An 18366-nucleotide genomic window follows, 5' to 3' on the forward strand; every position below is an offset into this window, starting at 1 on the left:
TTGTTGCTATGCCGCTGAATTAAGATGCCTTGGCAAGATTCCGTAGCACGTACTGCAGCACACCGCCGTTTTCGATGTACTCGATTTCGGGCGCGGTATCGATCCGGCATTTCAGGGTGATGGTCTTCTCGGTTCCGTCACCGTAGACGATGGTGCAGGGCACTTCCTGCAGCGGCTCGACCGAGTCCAGACCGTGGATCGAGACTGTTTCGTCGCCTTTCAAGCCCAGCGACTTGCGGGTATCGCCGCCGGTGAATTCGAACGGGATAACGCCCATGCCAACCAGGTTCGAGCGGTGGATTCGCTCAAAGCTCTCGGCGATCACAGCCTTGACGCCCAGAAGCGCTGTTCCCTTGGCCGCCCAGTCACGTGAAGACCCGGCGCCATACTGTTCGCCACCAAACACGACCAGCGGAGTGCCGTTGGCCTGATGTGCCATCGAAGCTTCAAAGACCGAGGTCTGCTCGCCATCCGGGCCCTTGGTGTAGCCACCTTCGACACCGTCCAGCATCTCGTTCTTGACACGGATGTTGGCAAAGGTGCCGCGCATCATGACTTCGTGGTTGCCGCGGCGCGAGCCGTACGAGTTGAACTCGCGCGGCTGCACTTGGCGCTCGGTCAGGTAATTACCGGCGGGCGTCGTCGTCGCGAAGGAACCAGCGGGCGAAATGTGGTCGGTGGTGATCATGTCGCCCAGGATCAGCAGAACTTTTGCGCCATCGATATTCGAGATGGTGCCCGGCTCGGCCCCCATGCCCTGGAAGTAGGGCGGGTTCTGGATGTATGTCGAGGTCGGCGGCCAGTCATAGGTTTCCTGCTGCGGAACTTCGACTTCTTGCCACTTTTCGTCGCCTTTGAAGACGTCTGCGTATTTCGACTGGAACGCTTCGCGGGTTACGGTCTGTTCGACCAGCTCGGCGACTTCCTGTGTCGTGGGCCAGATGTCTTTCATATAGACGTCGTTGCCATCCTTGTCCTGACCGATCGGTTCCGATGTCAGGTCGATATCCAGCGTACCGGCCAGCGCGTAGACCACGACCAGCGGCGGCGAGGCCAGATAGTTGGCGCGGACGTCTGGCGAGATACGGCCTTCGAAGTTCCGGTTGCCCGACAGAACCGACGTCGCGACCAGATCACCTTCGGCAATGGCTTCCGAGATTTCTTGCTGGATCGGACCCGAGTTGCCGATACAGGTGGTGCAGCCATAGCCGACGAGGTTAAAGCCGATCTTGTCCAGATCCTCCTGCAACCCAGCGGCCTCAAGATAAGCAGACACAACCTGCGATCCGGGCGCCAGCGAGGTTTTCACCCAAGGCTGACGATTCAGACCCAACGCGGCCGCTTTGCGTGCCACCAGGCCTGCACCAATCATCACGTAGGGGTTCGAAGTGTTGGTGCACGAGGTGATCGAGGCGATCACGACCTTGCCCGATTCCATGGTGTAGTCTTCGCCTTTGACAGCGACTTCCTTGCCCATCGGACGCTTGAAGGTCTCTTGCATCTCTTTGGTGAAAGCGGTTTTGGCGTCGGTCAGCGCGACATAGTCCTGCGGGCGTTTCGGGCCCGAGATCGCGGGAACGATGGTGCCCATATCCAGCGAGAGGGTGTCGGTGTAGACCGGTGCGTAATCCGCGCCTCGCCAGAACCCGTTTTCTTTGGCATAGGCTTCGACCAGCGCGATACGGTCTTCGTCGCGGCCGGTATTACGCATGTAGCGCAGCGTTTCGCCATCGATCGGGAAGAAGCCGCAGGTCGCGCCGTATTCCGGTGCCATGTTGGCGATGGTTGCGCGGTCGGCCAGCGGCAGACGGTCCAGACCTTCGCCGTAGAATTCGACGAATTTGCCGACAACGCCTTTTTCGCGCAGCATTTCCACGACTTTCAGAACCAGGTCCGTGCCTGTGGTGCCTTCGACCAGCGCGCCGGTCAGTTCAAAACCCACAACTTCGGGAATCAACATCGAGATCGGCTGACCTAGCATCGCGGCCTCGGCCTCGATCCCGCCGACACCCCAGCCGAGAACGGCCATACCGTTGACCATCGTGGTGTGGCTGTCGGTGCCGACCAGCGTATCGGGGTAGGCAACTTCGTCCCCGTTCTGGTCCGTATCGGTCCAGACGGTCTGCGCCAGATATTCCAGATTCACCTGGTGGCAAATACCGGTACCGGGGGGCACAACGCGGAAGTTGTTAAAGGCGTTCTGGCCCCATTTCAGGAACTGATACCGTTCCATGTTGCGTTCGTATTCGCGATCCACGTTCATCTGGAACGCGCGCGGGTTGCCGAACTCGTCGATCATGACCGAGTGGTCGATGACCAGGTCAACCGGGTTCAATGGGTTGATCTTCTGCGCGTCGCCGCCCAGACCTTTGATCCCGTCACGCATCGCTGCCAGATCCACAACGGCGGGAACACCGGTGAAGTCCTGCATCAGTACGCGGGCAGGGCGATAAGCGATTTCGCGTGGGTTCTTGCCCCCTTTGGCGCCCCACTCGGCAAACGCCTTGATATCGTCGACCGAGACCGAGAAACCGTCATCCTCGAACCGCAGCATGTTTTCTAACACCACTTTCAGCGCGGCGGGGAGTTTCGAGAAATCACCCAGACCGGCTTCTTGTGCGGCGGGGATCGAATAATAGGAAATGGACTTGCCATTCACGCTCAGGCTGCGGCGTGTCTTGGCGGTATCCTGTCCGACTTTGATGGGCATCTGTGGCCTCCCTCTCAAATGACGTGGAATATGGGATTCGCTGGGGGCTATCTGCATCACCAAAGCCGCTGGTTCAAGGTCCAACAGGCCAGGTGCGGCAATTTTTGTATACCATTGCACACATTTTTTCGTGTGAAGGGCTTAACCGGCCTCAAGAAACCTTGATTGGTGGGTGAGATACTATCAGTTTAGGTATTGGGTATCACCCATCAGGCTGAGTTCAATCATGTTCAAACCCGCCGCAATTGCGCTTGCTTCCCTGTTCCTTGTTCCTGTCGCCCAGGCCGAATCCGACCCGGTGGTGGTTGAGCTGTTTACGTCGCAGGGCTGCTCGTCCTGCCCTCCGGCGGATCGGATCATGCATGATCTGGCCAAGCGCGATGATGTGATCGGTCTGGCGCTGCATGTGGACTATTGGGACTATATCGGTTGGAAGGACGAATATGCCGATCCCGATCACACGAAACGCCAGCGCGCTTATGCGCGCGAAGGGGGGCGTTCGATGATTTACACGCCGCAGATGGTGATCAATGGACAGCAGGACGTTGTGGGTGCCAAGAAACGGGAATTGGACCGGATCATCAACGCGCATTTGACCGCCGCCCCCGAGACCCAAGTCAACGCAGAACGCACAGGCAATGAAGTTGCCGTCGACGTTATACCTGTCGACCTGCCCGAGGGCGAAGTCTACGACGTACGGATTGTGCAGTACTCACCAATGCGCCACGCTTCGATCCGCCGTGGTGAATTGGCTGGGCACGAGTTGGACTACGCCAACGTGGTGGAAAGCTGGCAGATTGCAGGGCAATGGGATGGCAGTGCGCCGCAAAGATTTACGGCCACGTTGTCCCACGATTTTCCTGCTGTTGTTCTGATACAGCGGGCTGGGCACGGGCCGATCGTTGCAGCGGCACGTGTCAGATAGTCAGGGCATGTCTTTGGGATTAACGCCCAGCCCTCTCCAGGATTTCCAGCGCCGGTGGATCCAGAACCACTGGCCCATGTGTTTACGAACCATCGTTTCGAGGTCGTCATTGGTGAATTGCGTCATGGTCTTGGGATCGGTATGCGGAACCGGATCGTGCAGAACGATTTCAAAATCGATGCCGTTGGGCTGACGGACAGCATAGCAGGGGATCAGGACAGCCTTGTACTTGATCGCCAATTCCGCGTTCAGAACCGAAGTCACGGCGGGTTTGCCGAAGAATGTCAGTTCCTCGCCACCCTGCGCATGAAGGTCTGACACAATGGCTATAATACCGCCGCTTTTAAGGGTGCGTACCATTTCGACCATGCCCCGGCGGCCCTGTTCAAACATCGGAGAGCCGGTTTTGTAGAAGGCGTCCACGTACATATCGTTGAAATAAGGATTGGCCATACGGCGATACAAACACCCGATGGGTTCACCACTGCGGGCTTGTAAGGCGACCCGCGCCGCAAGGTAGTGACCGAAATGCGCGGTAATAAACATGACAGGCCGGCCCTCCGCCGCGGCCTTGTCAAACGCCTCGATACCCGGACCTGAAATTTTCGCTTTGGTCTGCCGTTCAATGAACCCTTTGGGCGAAAAATGCTCCATGATCGCGCGGCCCGCGTTGTCCGGTACCGCACGGCAGATGAGTTTGACTTCTTCTTCGGACAGGTCCGGACAAGTGAGTTTCAGGTTGCGCCGCACGCGGGTACGAAATCCGACCACAGGTGCCAGCCACCGCATGATCGCCCCCATTGCTGCGATACGCCGCTCGTAGGGGAGCAGGCTCATACTGCCGATCGCGCCTTTCAGGAACAGATTGGCAATGTAGTATTTTCCAAGCTCAAATCGGCTCAGTTCCGACTTTTCTGCGGGCATGGGGAGGACTCACCAAGTATTGGGATTTGCGGCACAAGACATACCTTCCCCGCCAGCCGTTCACAAGTGTCCGTAATCTGCCGGTGCCCACATCGTTCAGTCGGCGCTGTCATCTTCCTCGATCAAGGCAATCGTGCCCTCGTCCAGTAATGCTCGAACTGTGGCGACGATGTTTGACATGGCGTCTTCAGCGTCAGACCGCTTGACCTTGCCGCGGTCGGACATTTCCTCGCGCAGATTGTCGGCCATGCGTGCGGACATGTTTGACAGCAAGAAATCGACTGACGCCAAATCATCCTCGGCGCTTGCGCCGGCCAATGCGGTCACCAAAACGGGTTGCTCAATTCCACGCAGGATTGCCGGGACATCGCGCGGTTGAATGCGGTTTGGAATATGGGCGAAGATAAAAATGGATTTGCGAACAGTAGTGGCGAAATCCGTATCCTCTTCGTCCAGAGCGGTTAGCAATCCGTCCCTTGTCGTCGCCGCCGACTGGTTCAGGATTGCGCCCACACGTGCGCCTGGACCCTCCTTGAATGCCGGGCTAGGGCGCTGATCCAGCTGGGCAGCCAGAGACCAGCCGATCCGCTCCACGGCTTCCGGCGTGACGTTGGCTGTTTTCGATACCGCATAGGTGATCCGTCGCGCGACAGGGCCGGGCAGATACCCCAGCAGCTTTGCGGCCTTCGCCGTCTCAAGCTTTGAGAGCATTACAGCAGCGACTTCGGTGCTTTCGGCCTGCGCCATTTCGGCCAGGTCCTCCACCTGTACTTCGCGCAGCCGTTGCCACGGGTCGCCAATTTGCCGAACACCGGCCACTTTGCGCAGCCGTGCTGCTGTCGCCGGCGCGATCTTACCGTTGACCGCGTCCAGCGCGCCTGCAAGTCCGTGGGGAAAGGACAGCCCAACACTGTCCAATGCGTCCGCGAACTCCCGTGCCACTACAGCCAACGTGGCCCGGTCCACCAATCCCATGCGCCCCAATTGGTGCGTCAACTGTTCCTGAAGCGGATCGGGAAGTTCTTCCAGCGGTATGTCCGCGCCCTCGTTCAAAAGCAGCCGTACAATAACAGCTGCTTTTTCTTGGCTGTTCAGCGACCGCGGGACAACCTGAGGCGTGTCGTCTTCATCGCCGACGACCGGGGCCTGTGCGCCCGGCGCCATCTGTACCAATGCGTTCGTATCCTGCATCTGCCTGTCATGCCAAATTGCGCGTTGCAGGCAGATTACAGAGAGTCGGGTAAAGAAACCCTGAACCCTAGTAGCTGTAGGTCAGCCCTGTTCGGATCGCTTCGCGGAGGGATGTTTCCGCCCATGTTCCTTCGCCGCCGCGCGCTTTGATTTCGCGCCACTGCGCAATCGCGAGGTCAGTTTTTCCTTCGGAAACAAAGCCCTGACCCATATAGCTGCGGGCCAGAACATTATCGGGGTTGGCCGTAATGGCGTCTTCATAATACGCATTAGCCAGCGCCAATTCGCCCATTTTCCGATAGGTGAAGCCCCAATAGGTCAACACGCGGTCATCATTCTGATCCATGATGCGCAGGATGTCTTGGGCATGTTCATACTGCCCGGCATAAGCTAGCTCGCGCACGGCGTCATACAATTGCTCTTCGGAGAAATTGGTCTTGTTCGGTTTAACACACCGCCCCCGTGTCTCGTCATAGACGCGGCCAAACAGACATTTTTTGGTGGTGTTGGTCGGTTTTGGCGGGCTGCTGTCTCCGCCGCCTGCGGCATGGGCAATGGGCGCAAAGGCAAAAGCTTGAAGGGCAATTGCTGAAACTAATACAAGACGCATTTTCCTACTCCGTTCTCGGGGCTGCTTTTAGAAGGATAGTGTGATCTTCAAAAAAGCTAACAACCCAATGGTCGCTTTTATTCACAAGTAGGAAAGAAAATTGTCAGCTGTTGGCGATTTTCATGCAGCTTTGGGATTCAGTGTCCCAAAATGTGCCTTCTGCACAGGATTGGGTCTGCTTTGAATGTGCGCTGCAGGCAAATCCAGTCGAAGCTGCAAATACTAAAGCCAATGAGCAGAGTAGAGTTCGGACCATAGTGTTTCTCCTTTGCGGAAAATGCACCTAGAGGGTACCCGATTTTTTCCTATCTGGCAAAGAACAAGGCCTGACCCGCAAATTGCAGCCAGGCCTTGCCGAAATCACTAACAGCTTGGGCTTAATCGCCGAACACGCGCGCGAAAATCGTATCAACGTGCTTGGTATGATAGCCGAGGTCGAACTTTTCTTCGATCTCATCAGCGCTCAGGGCTGCCGTCACATCCGCATCGCCCAGCAATTCGGTTTTGAAATCCTTGCCTTCTTCCCAAACTTTCATCGCATTGCGCTGGACCAGACGATACGCATCCTCACGGCTGACACCGGCCTGAGTCAGGGCCAGCAGAACGCGTTGGCTCATGACCAAACCGCGGAACTTGTTCATGTTAGCCAGCATGTTTTCAGGGTAAACTACAAGTTTGTCGATGACGGAGGTCAGGCGCGACAAAGCAAAGTCCAGCGTTACGGTGGCGTCGGGGCCGATATTGCGCTCGACCGAGCTGTGGCTGATGTCACGCTCGTGCCACAGGGCCACGTTCTCCATCGCGGGTACGACGGCCATGCGGACCAGACGGGCCAGCCCGGTCAGGTTCTCGGTCAGCACCGGGTTCCGCTTATGAGGCATCGCGGACGAGCCCTTTTGACCTTTGGAGAAGAACTCTTCGGCCTCCAGCACCTCGGTCCGTTGCATGTGGCGGATTTCGATAGCGATATTTTCAATGCTGCTGGAGATGACACCCAGTGTTGCAAAGAAGGCCGCGTGGCGGTCGCGTGGGATCACCTGAGTGCTGATCGGTTCCGGCACCAGTCCCAGCTTGTCGCAGACATGTTCTTCGACCTGCGGATCGATGTTGGCAAACGTGCCGACCGCGCCCGAGATGGCGCCAGTTGCGATCTCGGCACGGGCGTCGCGCATACGGGACAGGTTGCGGTCCATCTCGGCATAGAAGCGGGCGAAAGTCAGGCCCATGGTGGTGGGTTCAGCGTGGATCCCGTGGCTGCGGCCGATCCGGATGGTTTCCTTGTGCTCTATCGCACGGCGCTTGAGCGCGGCCAGTAGCCCTTCGAGATCGGCGATCAGGATATCGGCGGCGCGGGTCAGTTGCACGTTGAAACACGTGTCCAGAACGTCCGAGCTGGTCATGCCCTGATGCACAAAACGGGCTTCGTCGCTGCCTACATGTTCGGCCAAGTGTGTGAGGAACGCGATGACGTCGTGCTTCGTAACCGCTTCGATCTCGTCGATACGCGCCACATCGAATTCCACATCCTTGGCTTTCCACACGGCCTCGGCGTTTTCGCGCGGGATAACGCCCAGATCAGCCATGGCATCGCAGGCATGGGCCTCGATCTCGTACCAGATGCGGAACTTGGTCTCGGGCGACCAGATGGCGACCATTTCAGGGCGGGAATAGCGGGGAATCATTGGCGGCAGCACCTTTTTATGGTTGGGATGAGGCGTTGGCGCGGGGTTTAAACCCGCGGGCACAAGGGAACAAGACGCGAGTGCGGGTATGAGACGGTTTGCCCTGATTTTGTCGATATGGCCGGGATTTCTGGCAGCTGAAGAGTTCCGCACGCTGACCGGCGATGAAATTCTGACTGCGCTGTCTGGTCAGAAACTGGATTACGGCGAAGGCATTTGGCAGACCTTCGACGAGACCATGCTGACGCAATACTTCTCAGGGCGCCCAAGTGCAGGACGATGGGCGGTACGCGAGGATCGGTACTGCTCACTCTGGCCGCCATCGGATCTGTGGGCCTGCTATGACATGCAGCAAAGTGGAGACAAGATCCGGTTCATCGACGACAACGGGGGCACGACCGACGGGACATTCGTCAATTGATGGCACCGAGAGCACTTGCCGAATTTGCAGGCGATTGGAGCCTCACACGAACCATACGCGACGCCTTTGCCGGGCAGGTGGTTCAGGCTGATGGGCAAGCGGTCCTGCGCGCAAGGGACGACGGGCTTGTCTATGAAGAAGAGGTCACGCTGTACATTCCCAACCAGCCCGCCATGAAAGGTACGCGCAGGTATTTGTGGCGCGACGCTGGGGACGAGATAGCGATCCATTTTGACGACAACCGCTATTTTCACGCGCTAAAACTGGGTGTACCGCATCCGGAAGACCATCATGATTGCCCGCCAGACAGTTATGAGGTGCGGTATGATTTTTCTCGATGGCCGCGATGGAATGTCCGCTGGACGGTGTCAGGACCCAGAAAATCCTATAAAATGGATACGGAGTATGTGCTGCGATAGCGTAATCATCTTGCAGTAAAGGCTGCGACAAGTCATTGCTATCGCAGAATTCGGGTTCGCTGAGGGAGAAAGCACAATGAATGCAAATGTCTTAGCCAATGCAATTGGCCCGCGCGAGGGGACAGCTCTGCGCGTGAAACAAGCGGTTCTGGTGGCTTTGGGTATCGTTGCCCTCGCCATTGCTGCCAAGATCAAAGTGCCGATGTGGCCGGTTCCGATCACCATGGGCACCTTTGCTGTGCTGACGATCGGCACTGCGTATGGCGCACGTCTGGGTCTGGCAACCATGCTGGGTTACCTGCTGATTGGCGCATTGGGTTTCGATGTCTTCGCCGGCTCGTCGGCTGAGAAATTTGGTCTGACCTACATGATGGGTGGCACTGGCGGCTACCTTGTTGGTTACCTGATGGCTACCGTTTTGCTGGGTGCCCTGGCTGCGCGAGGCTGGGACCGGTCGGTTGGTAAATTGGCGCTGGCGCTGGTGCTGGCCAATATTCTGATTTACGTGCCGGGTCTGCTGTGGCTGGGCCAGCTCTATGGTTGGGACAAGCCGATCCTGGAATGGGGCCTGACCCCGTTCCTGCTGGGTGATGCGATCAAACTTGCGCTGGCAGCAGTGCTGATCCCCGGCCTTTGGAAACTGGTAGGCGACGCGCGCGCCTAATCCAGCAAAACACGCGCATTCGTAACCCGCGGCCGATGCATTTCGGGCGCGGGTTTTTTGTTGCCACTCCAATGTCCTACTGGACAAAACGCAGGCTTGCGGGCCAATCTGGTGCCTGAGAAATGATCAGGTTTTTGAGATATGGATATTTTTTTTAGATCAGCACTCGCCGCGTGCGCTGCGGTGTGGCTGGGTGGCGTGGCCCCGTCTTGGGCCGATACACCGGTCACTTATACGGACGAAGGCCGCGCGCTGTTTCGTTTTGTCGTTCCGGATTTTTGGGCGTTGCGAACGGGTGGACCGCGTGAAATCGAGGATACCGAACTGGGCGACCCCAGAGCCGTGGCGCGGGTCATGGGGGTCAGGCCGGTCACTGACGACAATGTTTGGATGGGGTTCGTTTCGCCCTCGGGCGTGGCGAATATCGACGACGGACTGCAATATCTCGGGGATATCGACAAGTTTCTGGTGAAAGAGCCAACCGTGACCGGCACCAGCAACACCCGGATCGGCGGATTGCCTGCACGCGTGATCCGCGGCACTGGCAGCCGAGATGGCCGCGGGATAAATTTTACCGCGACCGTAATCGATTTGCCGCGAAACCGTGTGGCCATTGTTGTCGCTATCCTGCGCGATGGGGCCGATCCGGCCTATGTAGACGACTTGAACGCCGTTTTTGCGTCGTTCCGGTCCGCGCAGTAAGGAGGCTCGGATGACACGCAAATTCCTGAGACGAACTGTTCTGGCACTGGGACTGGGGGCTTCGACGCTAACGCTCTCGGCCTGCGACGGAGTATCAGTGGGTGTTGGCTATGGGTATGACCCGTTTTATGACTCGATGCTGTGGAATGACTATTACCACGACGTAAACGTTGATGTGAATCTTCCCGACCGGCCAGATCGGCCCACTAAGCCTCCTGTAGGTAAACCGCCGCCGCGCCCAACGCCTCCGATCGCGAAGCCGCCGGCACGTCCGCGTCCTCCGGTCGCGCGCCCACCCACAGCCCGACCACCGATCCATCGCCCGGCACCGCGTCGGCGTTAAAAGCAAATGGGCCGCAGATGCGGTCCATTTTTTTGAAGAGCCTCTAGGCAATCAGTTCCGTCGTAATTTGCGCCGAACCTTCCAAAGTTCGATGCACCGGGCATTTGTCCGCAATTTCCAGCAGCTTGGCTTTCTGGTCCTGATCCAAAGGACCTTCCAGTCGGATTTTGCGACGGAATTGATCCACTTTGCCGTCTCCGTTCATACCTGCATCCTGCGCATGCACCTTGTTGTGACACACATCGACAGTGATCCCGGTCAGGGGCCAGCGTTTACGGCGGGCATACATGCGGATCGTCATGGACGTGCAGGCCCCAAGACCGGAAGCAACAAAGCCATAGGGCGACATTCCCCGGTCGGTACCGCCATAGGAGGCGGGTTCGTCTGCAACCGCGTGGTGACGGGGACCCGACTGAATGTCCTGCAGATAGCCGGCAGGGTCGACTTCGGTCACCCGTACAACGCCTTCAGGGGCACCCGGTGGCGGAGCCGGAGGAGAGAGCCTGACATATCGCGATACCCAGGCCGAGATCACCTCGGCGGCATACTCAGCATCTTCGGCACGCGTGATCAGATGATCCGCATCATCAAGGGTCACAAAACTCTTTGGGTGTTTCGCGGCCAGAAAGATGGCGCTGGCGTTGTCGATGCTGACGGTCTCATCCCGTGGCGCATGCAGGATCAAGAGCGCGGCTTTGAGCTCGGCGATAGCTGATTCCAGCGCGGTTCTTGAGATGTCGTCCACGAATGCCTTTCCAATGCGGAAAGGGCGGCCGCCTAGCATGACCTCAGCGCTGCCTTCCTGTTGGATCTCGGACAGCGCCGCTTCGAAATGATGGGAAACGTGGCTCGGGTCGGCAGGGGCGCCCAGGGTCACGACTGCCTTGACCGACGGTATGTCCGCCCGCGCGCGTAGCACCGCCGCGCCGCCCAGAGAATGACCGATCAGAAGGGCCGGGGGCATGTTCCTGCCAGCTAGGTATTGTGCGGCTGCGATCAGGTCTTCGACATTCGAAGTGAAGGTTGTGTTGGCGAATTCTCCGTCGGAATGGCCAAGCCCGGTGAAATCGAAACGCAGCACCGCAATACCCATTGCAGCCAATCGCGCCGAGATGCGCCGAGCCGCCGGAATATCTTTGGAACAGGTGAAACAATGCGCAAACAACGCCGTAGCAAGAACTGGCCCATCCGGCAAATCAAGTCGCGCGGCAAGCCGATTGCCGTCATGACCGGCAAATGTAGTGCGTTCGGTGGGCATGGCAGTTCCTTACATCTCGGGGTGAGGACAATACTGTGTACATTGGTCGTGCGTCTCAACCCCAATGTAAGAACCGTCACGGTAAGGTGAGCAAAGTGCGAGTAAGCGGTTGAAGCCACTTCGGAACTACCGTTTTCGTATCTTCAAAATTTGTGATGAAAGGTCGATCAAATATTCGATTTAATTAAGTGATGTGGGCTCTCATGTTAAGGCTGTCCGATTTGTTCAGCCAAGGAGGCCTAAATGGCACATATTGCTTCAGCGCGGCGTATCGCGATTTTGCGCCCGGATCTTCTGGTCATTATTGCGGTGACTGGAATTGTTGGATTTACACTTGGTCAGAATTGGCCGCCAAGCAATTCCACCAAGCATGAAGTAACAGAAACAGTATCCGAGGACTGGCACGGCAACGTACGACGATCGAATTGGTCGAACTGAGGCGTCATGCCAGACCCATCAGCTGTGGATCAAAAGGATATTTGGTCAGGTTTTCATAACCATCCTCGGTGATGAGAACCTGATCTTCCAGCTTGATCGAAAAATCCCCTCCAACTTCACCGACGCAGGCCTCGACACACAGGACCATGCCGGGTTCCAACGGGTAGTCATACGAGCCCGCGACCGCACTGTCGGGATAGGCGACCAGAGGCCATTCGTCACAGAGGCCCACGCCATGCATCAGGCAGCCGTATTTCTGCGCCTGAAACTTGTCGTCCAGCTTATGCGCGTTGGCCGTCAGTTCCGGGATCATCACGCCGGGTTTCAACATCTCCATATTTGTCATGATATGCTCGTGTGCGTGCTGCATGGCATAGATCATGTCAGCGCGTGGCTTTTGATCTCCGATCCACCACGTGCGCGAAATATCGATACAGATGCCGTAAGAGCCGATCAGGTCGGTATCAAAGGCAACGATTTCGTTCTGTTGCGTGATCCGGGGGCCGCATTCCTGAAACCACGGGTTTGTGCGCTGACCTGAGGCCAGAAGACGGGTTTCGATCCACTCCCCGCCGCGGCGAATGTTTTCAGCGTGCAGAACCGCCCAGATGTCATCCTCAGAGGTTTGTCCGTTGCCCACATTGGCGCGGGCGAACACTTCCATCTCGGCCACAGCCGTTTCACAGGCGTGGTTGGCGCATCGCATGGCCAGGATCTCATCCGGTCCTTTGATGGCGCGGGTTTTTTCGGTCAGCTCTTCGCCTTCCATGATCTCAAAGCCCTGCGCCTCGAGTGCGCGTAGACCGTGCAGCATGATTTTGTCTACACCCAGCCGCTTGTTACCGCCGCCATGTTCATCGATCAGGGTTCGCACCTCGTTCGAAAAGATATCTGCAGCTACGTCCACCTTGTCGCCGCGATCGAAATAGAACAAGTCAGCGCCCGAGCGTTGCTCGCGCACCAGAGGGTTGAATTTGGATAAGAAGGGCGAGTTCTTGTAATCCCAGATCACCATGTAACCATCGGCGCAAACCAGAACAGCCCGGAACGGGTTATGGGAATTCCAAAGCTGCATGTTCGTGCTGTCGGTTGCGTAACGAATGTTCAGCGGGTCGAACATCAAAAGCCCGCTATAGCCACGATCCACAATTCCTTGGGTCAGCCGTTTCCAGCGATATTCCCGCATGCTTTCAAGGTTCGGCAGCGTCAGGCCAGCTGCGGCCCACTCCGAAAAGGCCAGTTGGGTTGGCCCGATCTCAATTCGGTTGTTGTCGTTCGGAGTTCCGTCGCCGAGCACAGATCCTCGGGTCGGATCAATTTTACGAGTGTCCCTGTAGTGCCGGTTCATAGTGGGCCTCCCTGCGTATTACTCCGACCGTGGAGAACCACAGTACTTGAGTCGCGGTGATTTGCGACGGGGCGGGGGTCGCTTTTTGACCGACAATTCAATTGTTGAGTGATAGATCAGTACCATGACGACCATTTTGCAGACCGACATCCCCTACGACCCGCTCATTGAACAAAAGTTGCCCGGTATCCAGCCTGCGAGCATGGAAACCTGGCTGCATCAAGACGAGGCGTTTGCTGCCCAGATGCGACGGCGCAAGACACTGTTGGAGACGCATCGTGCCGATGTTTTGGCAATGGACCCTTCGTCCAAACCCGCCGCACAGGAGTTGCTGGAAACTGTTTTGCTGCACGCTTATCCGGGGGCCAATGACCAGGTCACGCGCGCAGACGGTGTTGTAGTTGCCATTGACAGAGACAACCCGCTAGAGACCCTGTGCCTGTTGGTGCAGGAGGATTTTTGCATTCTGCAAAAGCAGGGCGAGGAGCACATCCTGACGGGGGCTATCCTGTGTTTTCCTGCCAGCTGGTGTTTGTCCGAGAAATTCATGCGGCCGCTGATTGGAATCCACCAGCCTGTCGAAAGCTACGATGCCAATATCGCTCGTCGGGTGCAGCGCCTGTTCAATGGTATTCAACCCGGCCGCCCCATTTGGCGTTTCAATGCGCTCTGGTATCAGGACGCCGAGCTTTTCCAGCCACGAAGCACCGCAAACCGGCGTGAAATCCGTGATAAGGAATCCGCCCGTTACCTGCGCAGTGAACGGCAAACTCTCTTGCGCTTGCCGCAGACCCAGGCGGTTGTGTTTTCAATTCACACCTATGTTCTGCTGGCAGATCACTTGGCCAAAACAGAAAACCCCGCCTGACGGCGGGGCCTCCTAGGAGGGTCTTGGTAATTTGATTACATGCTGATTGCGTTCACCACGCCGGCAATTGCGCCGCTTGTGTTTAAGCCGAAGATGGCCATGGTCAAAGCTAGGACCTGAGTGTTGAGCCGGAAATCCTCGCCGCGGATCAGGTTGACAGCGGCCATCGAGATGGCAACAGGGGCCGATACGCTGGCCAATGCGCCTGTCATGCCCCAACTGGTCAGCCGCAGGATGTCGCTTGGTCGCTCATCCTCTAGTTCTGACGGCTCCGAGTCATTCAACTTCAGGGGCGCCACGGGTTCAGTGCGAAAGGCGATACTCAGCAGTTGATCGTCGGTCAATTGGATGGGACGAGGCTTGGGTTTAGCCATTTCCACGACGTCGGCAACAGCATCAGGAATTTCGAGGCCGGCAAACTGTCCGCTGACCGCACTGAAGATCTGCTTGCGGTCTCTGGGCTTTCGGGGGGCAAGTGTATCGAAGGCACTGAGAAATTGTTCAAGAGTCAGAACCGTATTTGGTGAAAGCCATTCGATCCTCTGGGTCGAACAGATGTCGACCATGCGGTACAGAATCACAACCAGCATCATCTCGGATACTTCAGTATCGTCCAACAGCTCTGACACCGGGGCAATGTTCAAGGTCAAACGGTTACGGGGGCGAGAGGGTGTAGAACGCGTCAGAGTCTTGAGGCCAGCGGCGCGATCCATCCTCTCGTAACGGTCGGTTTCCTCGGTACCCTCCGTCTCCAATGACAGGCGCACCAGATACTGGCTTGAGACGACACTGGCCTCGGATGCGCTGAGCAACGTTTTGCGTTCAACCAGGTGACCGTAGTCTTCTAGCGTGGTTCCAACGATGTCACTGAACCGCTCAAGCGCGCGATCTGCATCGCCGTTGAACTGAAGACCACCATGGTATCTGTGCTTTGCAGTCACAGCGTTTTCCTTTGTGCGTTCACTCTGCAACAGGATGTTATCCAGCGATAAGGGGGAGAATTTGACGAAAATGGAAAAAAAAGAAAATTCGGCACTATTGATTACGTCTTGGAAACCAAAGGAATTAAGGCTTTTCCCATCTACTGTGGCAGCAATGTGGCTAAATCAGGGAGCGACCGTGTTCGAAACCAGATCGAGCTAGTTGTCGATTCGTTGCGCCATTATGGCAATGGACTGCTGATAGACGGTTGCGGCGTTCCACTGTTCTATTACTTTGAAATTCGGTTGCCCCTGTTGATAGCCACGACCCCGTTTCCACCCTTTCTTACGCAAGAAATTTGCAGTTGAGGCTAAAGCATCGGTCATATTGTAGAAGTCCACGCGCCGGTCTCCTGTGGCATCCACACCATAGGTTAGCGCATTGCCGGGAAGAAACTGTGTATGACCCAATTCGCCATGTTTTGCCCCTTTTGTTGCCACTGTGATACTGCCCGCATCGACCAGTTTCAGTGCCCCAATTGCATGGGGGACGAAGAACTCGGATCGGCGACAATCATAGGCCAGCGTTGTTATTGCTGAAACAACCTGGCTGTCTCCCATGAAGTTTCCAAAGCCTGTTTCCATACCGTGAATGGCAATCAGAATGCCGGCTGGTACCCCGTATTGGTTTTCCAGCGCAGCGTAGAATTGTGGGTTGGCCGCCTTGCGCTTGCGGCCTTGTGCCACGATCGTATTTGCACCACGTACCTGCATGAACTTGTCCAGCGAGTACTTGAAACTCTTCTGGTTGCGATCCGCTGCAATGGTGCGCGTTGCATATTGCGCCTGCGCTAAGGCTTGCAGCCCCTTTTTCTTGACGCCGGCCTTGCGCGCTTGATTGGAAAAGTCTTTTTTCCACTCCTCAAATCCGCTGCCTGTGTTTCCGCATGGGGCGGCCAGAGCCGAAATAGGCAGGGTAAGTACAAATGCAATAAACAAAGCGATGCGCGACATGAACGTTTTCCTTAGGGCCAGCCTATTCAATTCGGGGCTCGCGTTTTAGTTGTGACAATAACAACAAGCGCCCACTCGAAGCGAGTTGCGCTTACAAACCGCGCTGCAAGTCGTCTGCGGTTAATACGGGTTGGATCTCGATTGAGGCGTCCAGAGCAGCAAATAATGGCTCGTTGATGACAGGCATACGGGCTTGATCGCTTTCTTCAAATATCACGATGCCCATGCGTTTACCGTGCTCCAGTGCAAAGTAGGCTGCTTCTGCGTCGACCTCTTTTACCAGTGCTTCAATCGCTTGTCCCAGCGTTCCGTCCCTTTCGGCCTGATTGCCTTTTTCCACTGGGATCGTGAACTTTAACATAAGGCGCATCGCATTCTCCCTAAGTCCTAAAGTTTGTCGTAGGGTGAAAGGCTCTGACGTTCCGATGTTTCAGTCAAGGCGGGTGCCTGAGGAACAACAAAAGGGCGCCCAAGAGGCGCCCTTTCAATTCTCCGCTAACCCCAAAGTTTAGCAGCTGTAGTACATGCCGTATTCAACCGGGTGCGGGGTGTGCTCGTAGGTTTCGACCTCTTCCATCTTCAGTGCGATGTAGCCATCGATCTGGTCTTTGGTGAACACGTCGCCCTGCAGCAGGAAGTCGTGATCGGATGCCAGAGCCTCCAGCGCTTCGCGCAGCGAGCCGCAAACGGTCGGGATGTCGGCCAGTTCTTCGGCAGGCAGATCGTACAGGTTCTTGTCCATGGCTTCGCCCGGATCGATCTTGTTCTTGATGCCGTCCAGACCGGCCATCAGCAGAGCTGCGAACGCCAGGTAGGGGTTTGCGGCCGGATCGGGGAAGCGAGCCTCGACGCGCTTGGCTTTCGGGCTTTCAGTCCATGGAATACGGACGCAACCCGAACGGTTACGAGCCGAGTAGGCGCGCAGAACGGGGGCTTCAAACCCGGGGATCAGACGCTTGTAGCTGTTGGTCGCCGGGTTGGTGAAGGCGTTCAGTGTCTTGGCGTGCTTCAGGATGCCGCCGATGAACCAAATGGCTTCGTCCGACAGGTCAGCGTATTTGTCACCCGCGAACAGAGGCTTGCCGTCTTTCCAGATCGACATGTTCACGTGCATGCCAGTGCCGTTGTCGCCCGCGATCGGCTTCGGCATGAAAGTGGCCGATTTGCCGTAGGCGTGCGCAACGTTGTGGATGACGTACTTGTACTTCTGCAACTCGTCGGCCTGTTTGGTCAGGCTGTCGAAGATCAGACCCAGCTCGTGCTGGCACGAAGCAACCTCGTGGTGGTGCTTGTCGACCTTCATGCCCAGACGCTTCATGGTCGACAGCATTTCCGAACGCAGGTCCTGCGCTTCGTCGATCGGGTTGACCGGGAAGTATCCGCCCTTGACGCCCGGACGGTGGCCCATGTTGCCCATCTCGTATTCGGTGTCGGTATTCCACGACGCGTCGGTTGCATCAACTTCGTAGGATACTTTGTTGATTGTGTTCGAGAAACGGACGTCATCGAACAGGAAGAATTCGGCTTCGGGGCCCATATAGGCAACGTCGCCGATACCCGATGCTTTCAGGTAAGCTTCGGCTTTTTGAGCGGTTCCGCGCGGGTCACGTTCATAAGCTTCGCCGGTGTCGGGCTCAACAACCGAGCAGTGCACGCAGATAGTTTTTTCCGCGTAGAAGGGATCGACATAAGCGCTGTCGGTGTCGACCATCAACTTCATGTCGGATGCTTCGATCGACTTCCAGCCCGCGATGGACGAACCGTCGAACATGAAGCCTTCTTCCAGGAAGTCCTCGTCAACCTGATCGGCCATCAGGGTGACGTGCTGCAGCTTGCCGCGCGGGTCGGTGAAACGAACATCGACGTATTCGGCGCCTTCGTCCTTGATCAGCTGAAGAACTGCGTCCTTGCTCATACTCTCTATTCCTC

The 18366-nt window shown here is 56.8% G+C and carries 19 protein-coding genes; 8 read left to right on the forward strand and 11 right to left on the reverse strand.

From position 1 onward, the window contains the following. Positions 1–19: 19 nt before the first annotated feature. Positions 20–2710: an aconitate hydratase AcnA gene (gene acnA, locus AC2TDA_RS03440; protein ID WP_480878832.1), complete on the reverse strand. Its 2691-nt coding sequence runs from the start codon at positions 2708–2710 to the stop codon at positions 20–22. A gap of 226 nt (positions 2711–2936) precedes the next feature. On the opposite strand from acnA, the gene AC2TDA_RS03445 reads away from it, so the two are divergent. Continuing rightward, a complete protein-coding gene (locus AC2TDA_RS03445; protein ID WP_480878833.1) occupies positions 2937–3635 on the forward strand; it encodes a DUF1223 domain-containing protein in 699 nt (232 codons plus the stop codon). On the opposite strand, the gene AC2TDA_RS03450 is transcribed toward AC2TDA_RS03445, so the two are convergent. The 4 genes from AC2TDA_RS03450 to purB form a co-directional block, all read right to left on the reverse strand. Then, positions 3636–4559 carry a lysophospholipid acyltransferase family protein gene (locus AC2TDA_RS03450; RefSeq protein WP_480878834.1) on the reverse strand — a complete coding sequence of 308 codons (924 nt, stop codon included), beginning with the start codon at positions 4557–4559 and terminating at the stop codon, positions 3636–3638. Between the two features lie 96 nt (positions 4560–4655). Then, positions 4656–5750, reverse strand: a complete 1095-nt coding sequence (locus tag AC2TDA_RS03455) for a flagellar motor switch protein FliG (RefSeq protein ID WP_480878835.1) — start codon at positions 5748–5750, stop codon at positions 4656–4658. Positions 5751–5817: 67 nt separating this feature from the next. Next, on the reverse strand, positions 5818–6360 hold the full coding sequence (locus tag AC2TDA_RS03460) for a tetratricopeptide repeat protein (RefSeq protein WP_480846708.1): 543 nt from the start codon (positions 6358–6360) through the stop codon (positions 5818–5820). 377 nt (positions 6361–6737) lie between these two features. Continuing rightward, a complete protein-coding gene (purB, locus tag AC2TDA_RS03465; protein ID WP_480846710.1) occupies positions 6738–8042 on the reverse strand; it encodes an adenylosuccinate lyase in 1305 nt (434 codons plus the stop codon). Positions 8043–8130: 88 nt separating this feature from the next. Here purB and AC2TDA_RS03470 point away from each other — a divergent pair, with 88 nt between their 5' ends. From AC2TDA_RS03470 to AC2TDA_RS03490, 5 genes are all read left to right on the forward strand, one after another. Then, complete coding sequence (locus tag AC2TDA_RS03470; protein WP_480878837.1) at positions 8131–8463, forward strand: hypothetical protein; 333 nt, start codon at positions 8131–8133, stop codon at positions 8461–8463. After that, positions 8463–8882 carry a DUF6314 family protein gene (locus AC2TDA_RS03475; protein WP_480878838.1) on the forward strand — a complete coding sequence of 140 codons (420 nt, stop codon included), beginning with the start codon at positions 8463–8465 and terminating at the stop codon, positions 8880–8882. The genes AC2TDA_RS03470 and AC2TDA_RS03475 overlap by 1 nt, the downstream gene beginning before the upstream one ends. A gap of 76 nt (positions 8883–8958) precedes the next feature. Continuing rightward, on the forward strand, positions 8959–9546 hold the full coding sequence (locus tag AC2TDA_RS03480; RefSeq protein ID WP_480846715.1) for a biotin transporter BioY: 588 nt from the start codon (positions 8959–8961) through the stop codon (positions 9544–9546). A gap of 141 nt (positions 9547–9687) precedes the next feature. After that, on the forward strand, positions 9688–10248 hold the full coding sequence (locus AC2TDA_RS03485; RefSeq protein ID WP_480878839.1) for a hypothetical protein: 561 nt from the start codon (positions 9688–9690) through the stop codon (positions 10246–10248). A 10-nt stretch (positions 10249–10258) separates the two neighbouring features. After that, positions 10259–10591: a hypothetical protein gene (locus AC2TDA_RS03490; protein WP_480878840.1), complete on the forward strand. Its 333-nt coding sequence runs from the start codon at positions 10259–10261 to the stop codon at positions 10589–10591. A 43-nt stretch (positions 10592–10634) separates the two neighbouring features. Here AC2TDA_RS03490 and AC2TDA_RS03495 read toward each other — a convergent pair whose 3' ends face one another. Next, the gene (locus AC2TDA_RS03495) at positions 10635–11849 is read right to left on the reverse strand and encodes a bifunctional alpha/beta hydrolase/OsmC family protein (RefSeq protein WP_480878841.1); all 1215 of its coding nucleotides are present in this window, start codon (positions 11847–11849) and stop codon (positions 10635–10637) included. 243 nt (positions 11850–12092) lie between these two features. Between AC2TDA_RS03495 and AC2TDA_RS03500 the strand changes: the two genes are divergently transcribed. Next, positions 12093–12287 carry a hypothetical protein gene (locus AC2TDA_RS03500; protein ID WP_480846720.1) on the forward strand — a complete coding sequence of 65 codons (195 nt, stop codon included), beginning with the start codon at positions 12093–12095 and terminating at the stop codon, positions 12285–12287. Between the two features lie 4 nt (positions 12288–12291). Here the strand turns inward: AC2TDA_RS03500 and dddP are convergent, their stop codons facing one another. Beyond that, a complete protein-coding gene (gene dddP, locus AC2TDA_RS03505; RefSeq protein ID WP_480878842.1) occupies positions 12292–13635 on the reverse strand; it encodes a dimethylsulfonioproprionate lyase DddP in 1344 nt (447 codons plus the stop codon). 124 nt (positions 13636–13759) lie between these two features. Here dddP and AC2TDA_RS03510 point away from each other — a divergent pair, with 124 nt between their 5' ends. Beyond that, complete coding sequence (locus AC2TDA_RS03510; protein ID WP_480878843.1) at positions 13760–14503, forward strand: heme-dependent oxidative N-demethylase family protein; 744 nt, start codon at positions 13760–13762, stop codon at positions 14501–14503. Positions 14504–14538: 35 nt separating this feature from the next. Here AC2TDA_RS03510 and AC2TDA_RS03515 read toward each other — a convergent pair whose 3' ends face one another. From AC2TDA_RS03515 to glnA, 4 genes are all read right to left on the reverse strand, one after another. Next, on the reverse strand, positions 14539–15444 hold the full coding sequence (locus tag AC2TDA_RS03515; protein ID WP_480846723.1) for a hypothetical protein: 906 nt from the start codon (positions 15442–15444) through the stop codon (positions 14539–14541). A 198-nt stretch (positions 15445–15642) separates the two neighbouring features. Then, on the reverse strand, positions 15643–16437 hold the full coding sequence (locus tag AC2TDA_RS03520) for a lytic murein transglycosylase (protein WP_480878844.1): 795 nt from the start codon (positions 16435–16437) through the stop codon (positions 15643–15645). A gap of 91 nt (positions 16438–16528) precedes the next feature. Further along, the gene (locus AC2TDA_RS03525) at positions 16529–16807 is read right to left on the reverse strand and encodes a hypothetical protein (RefSeq protein WP_480846726.1); all 279 of its coding nucleotides are present in this window, start codon (positions 16805–16807) and stop codon (positions 16529–16531) included. A 138-nt stretch (positions 16808–16945) separates the two neighbouring features. After that, on the reverse strand, positions 16946–18352 hold the full coding sequence (glnA, locus tag AC2TDA_RS03530) for a type I glutamate--ammonia ligase (RefSeq protein WP_480878845.1): 1407 nt from the start codon (positions 18350–18352) through the stop codon (positions 16946–16948). Positions 18353–18366: the final 14 nt, after the last annotated feature.

The sequence above is a fragment of the Ruegeria sp. HKCCD6426 genome (assembly GCF_057221115.1).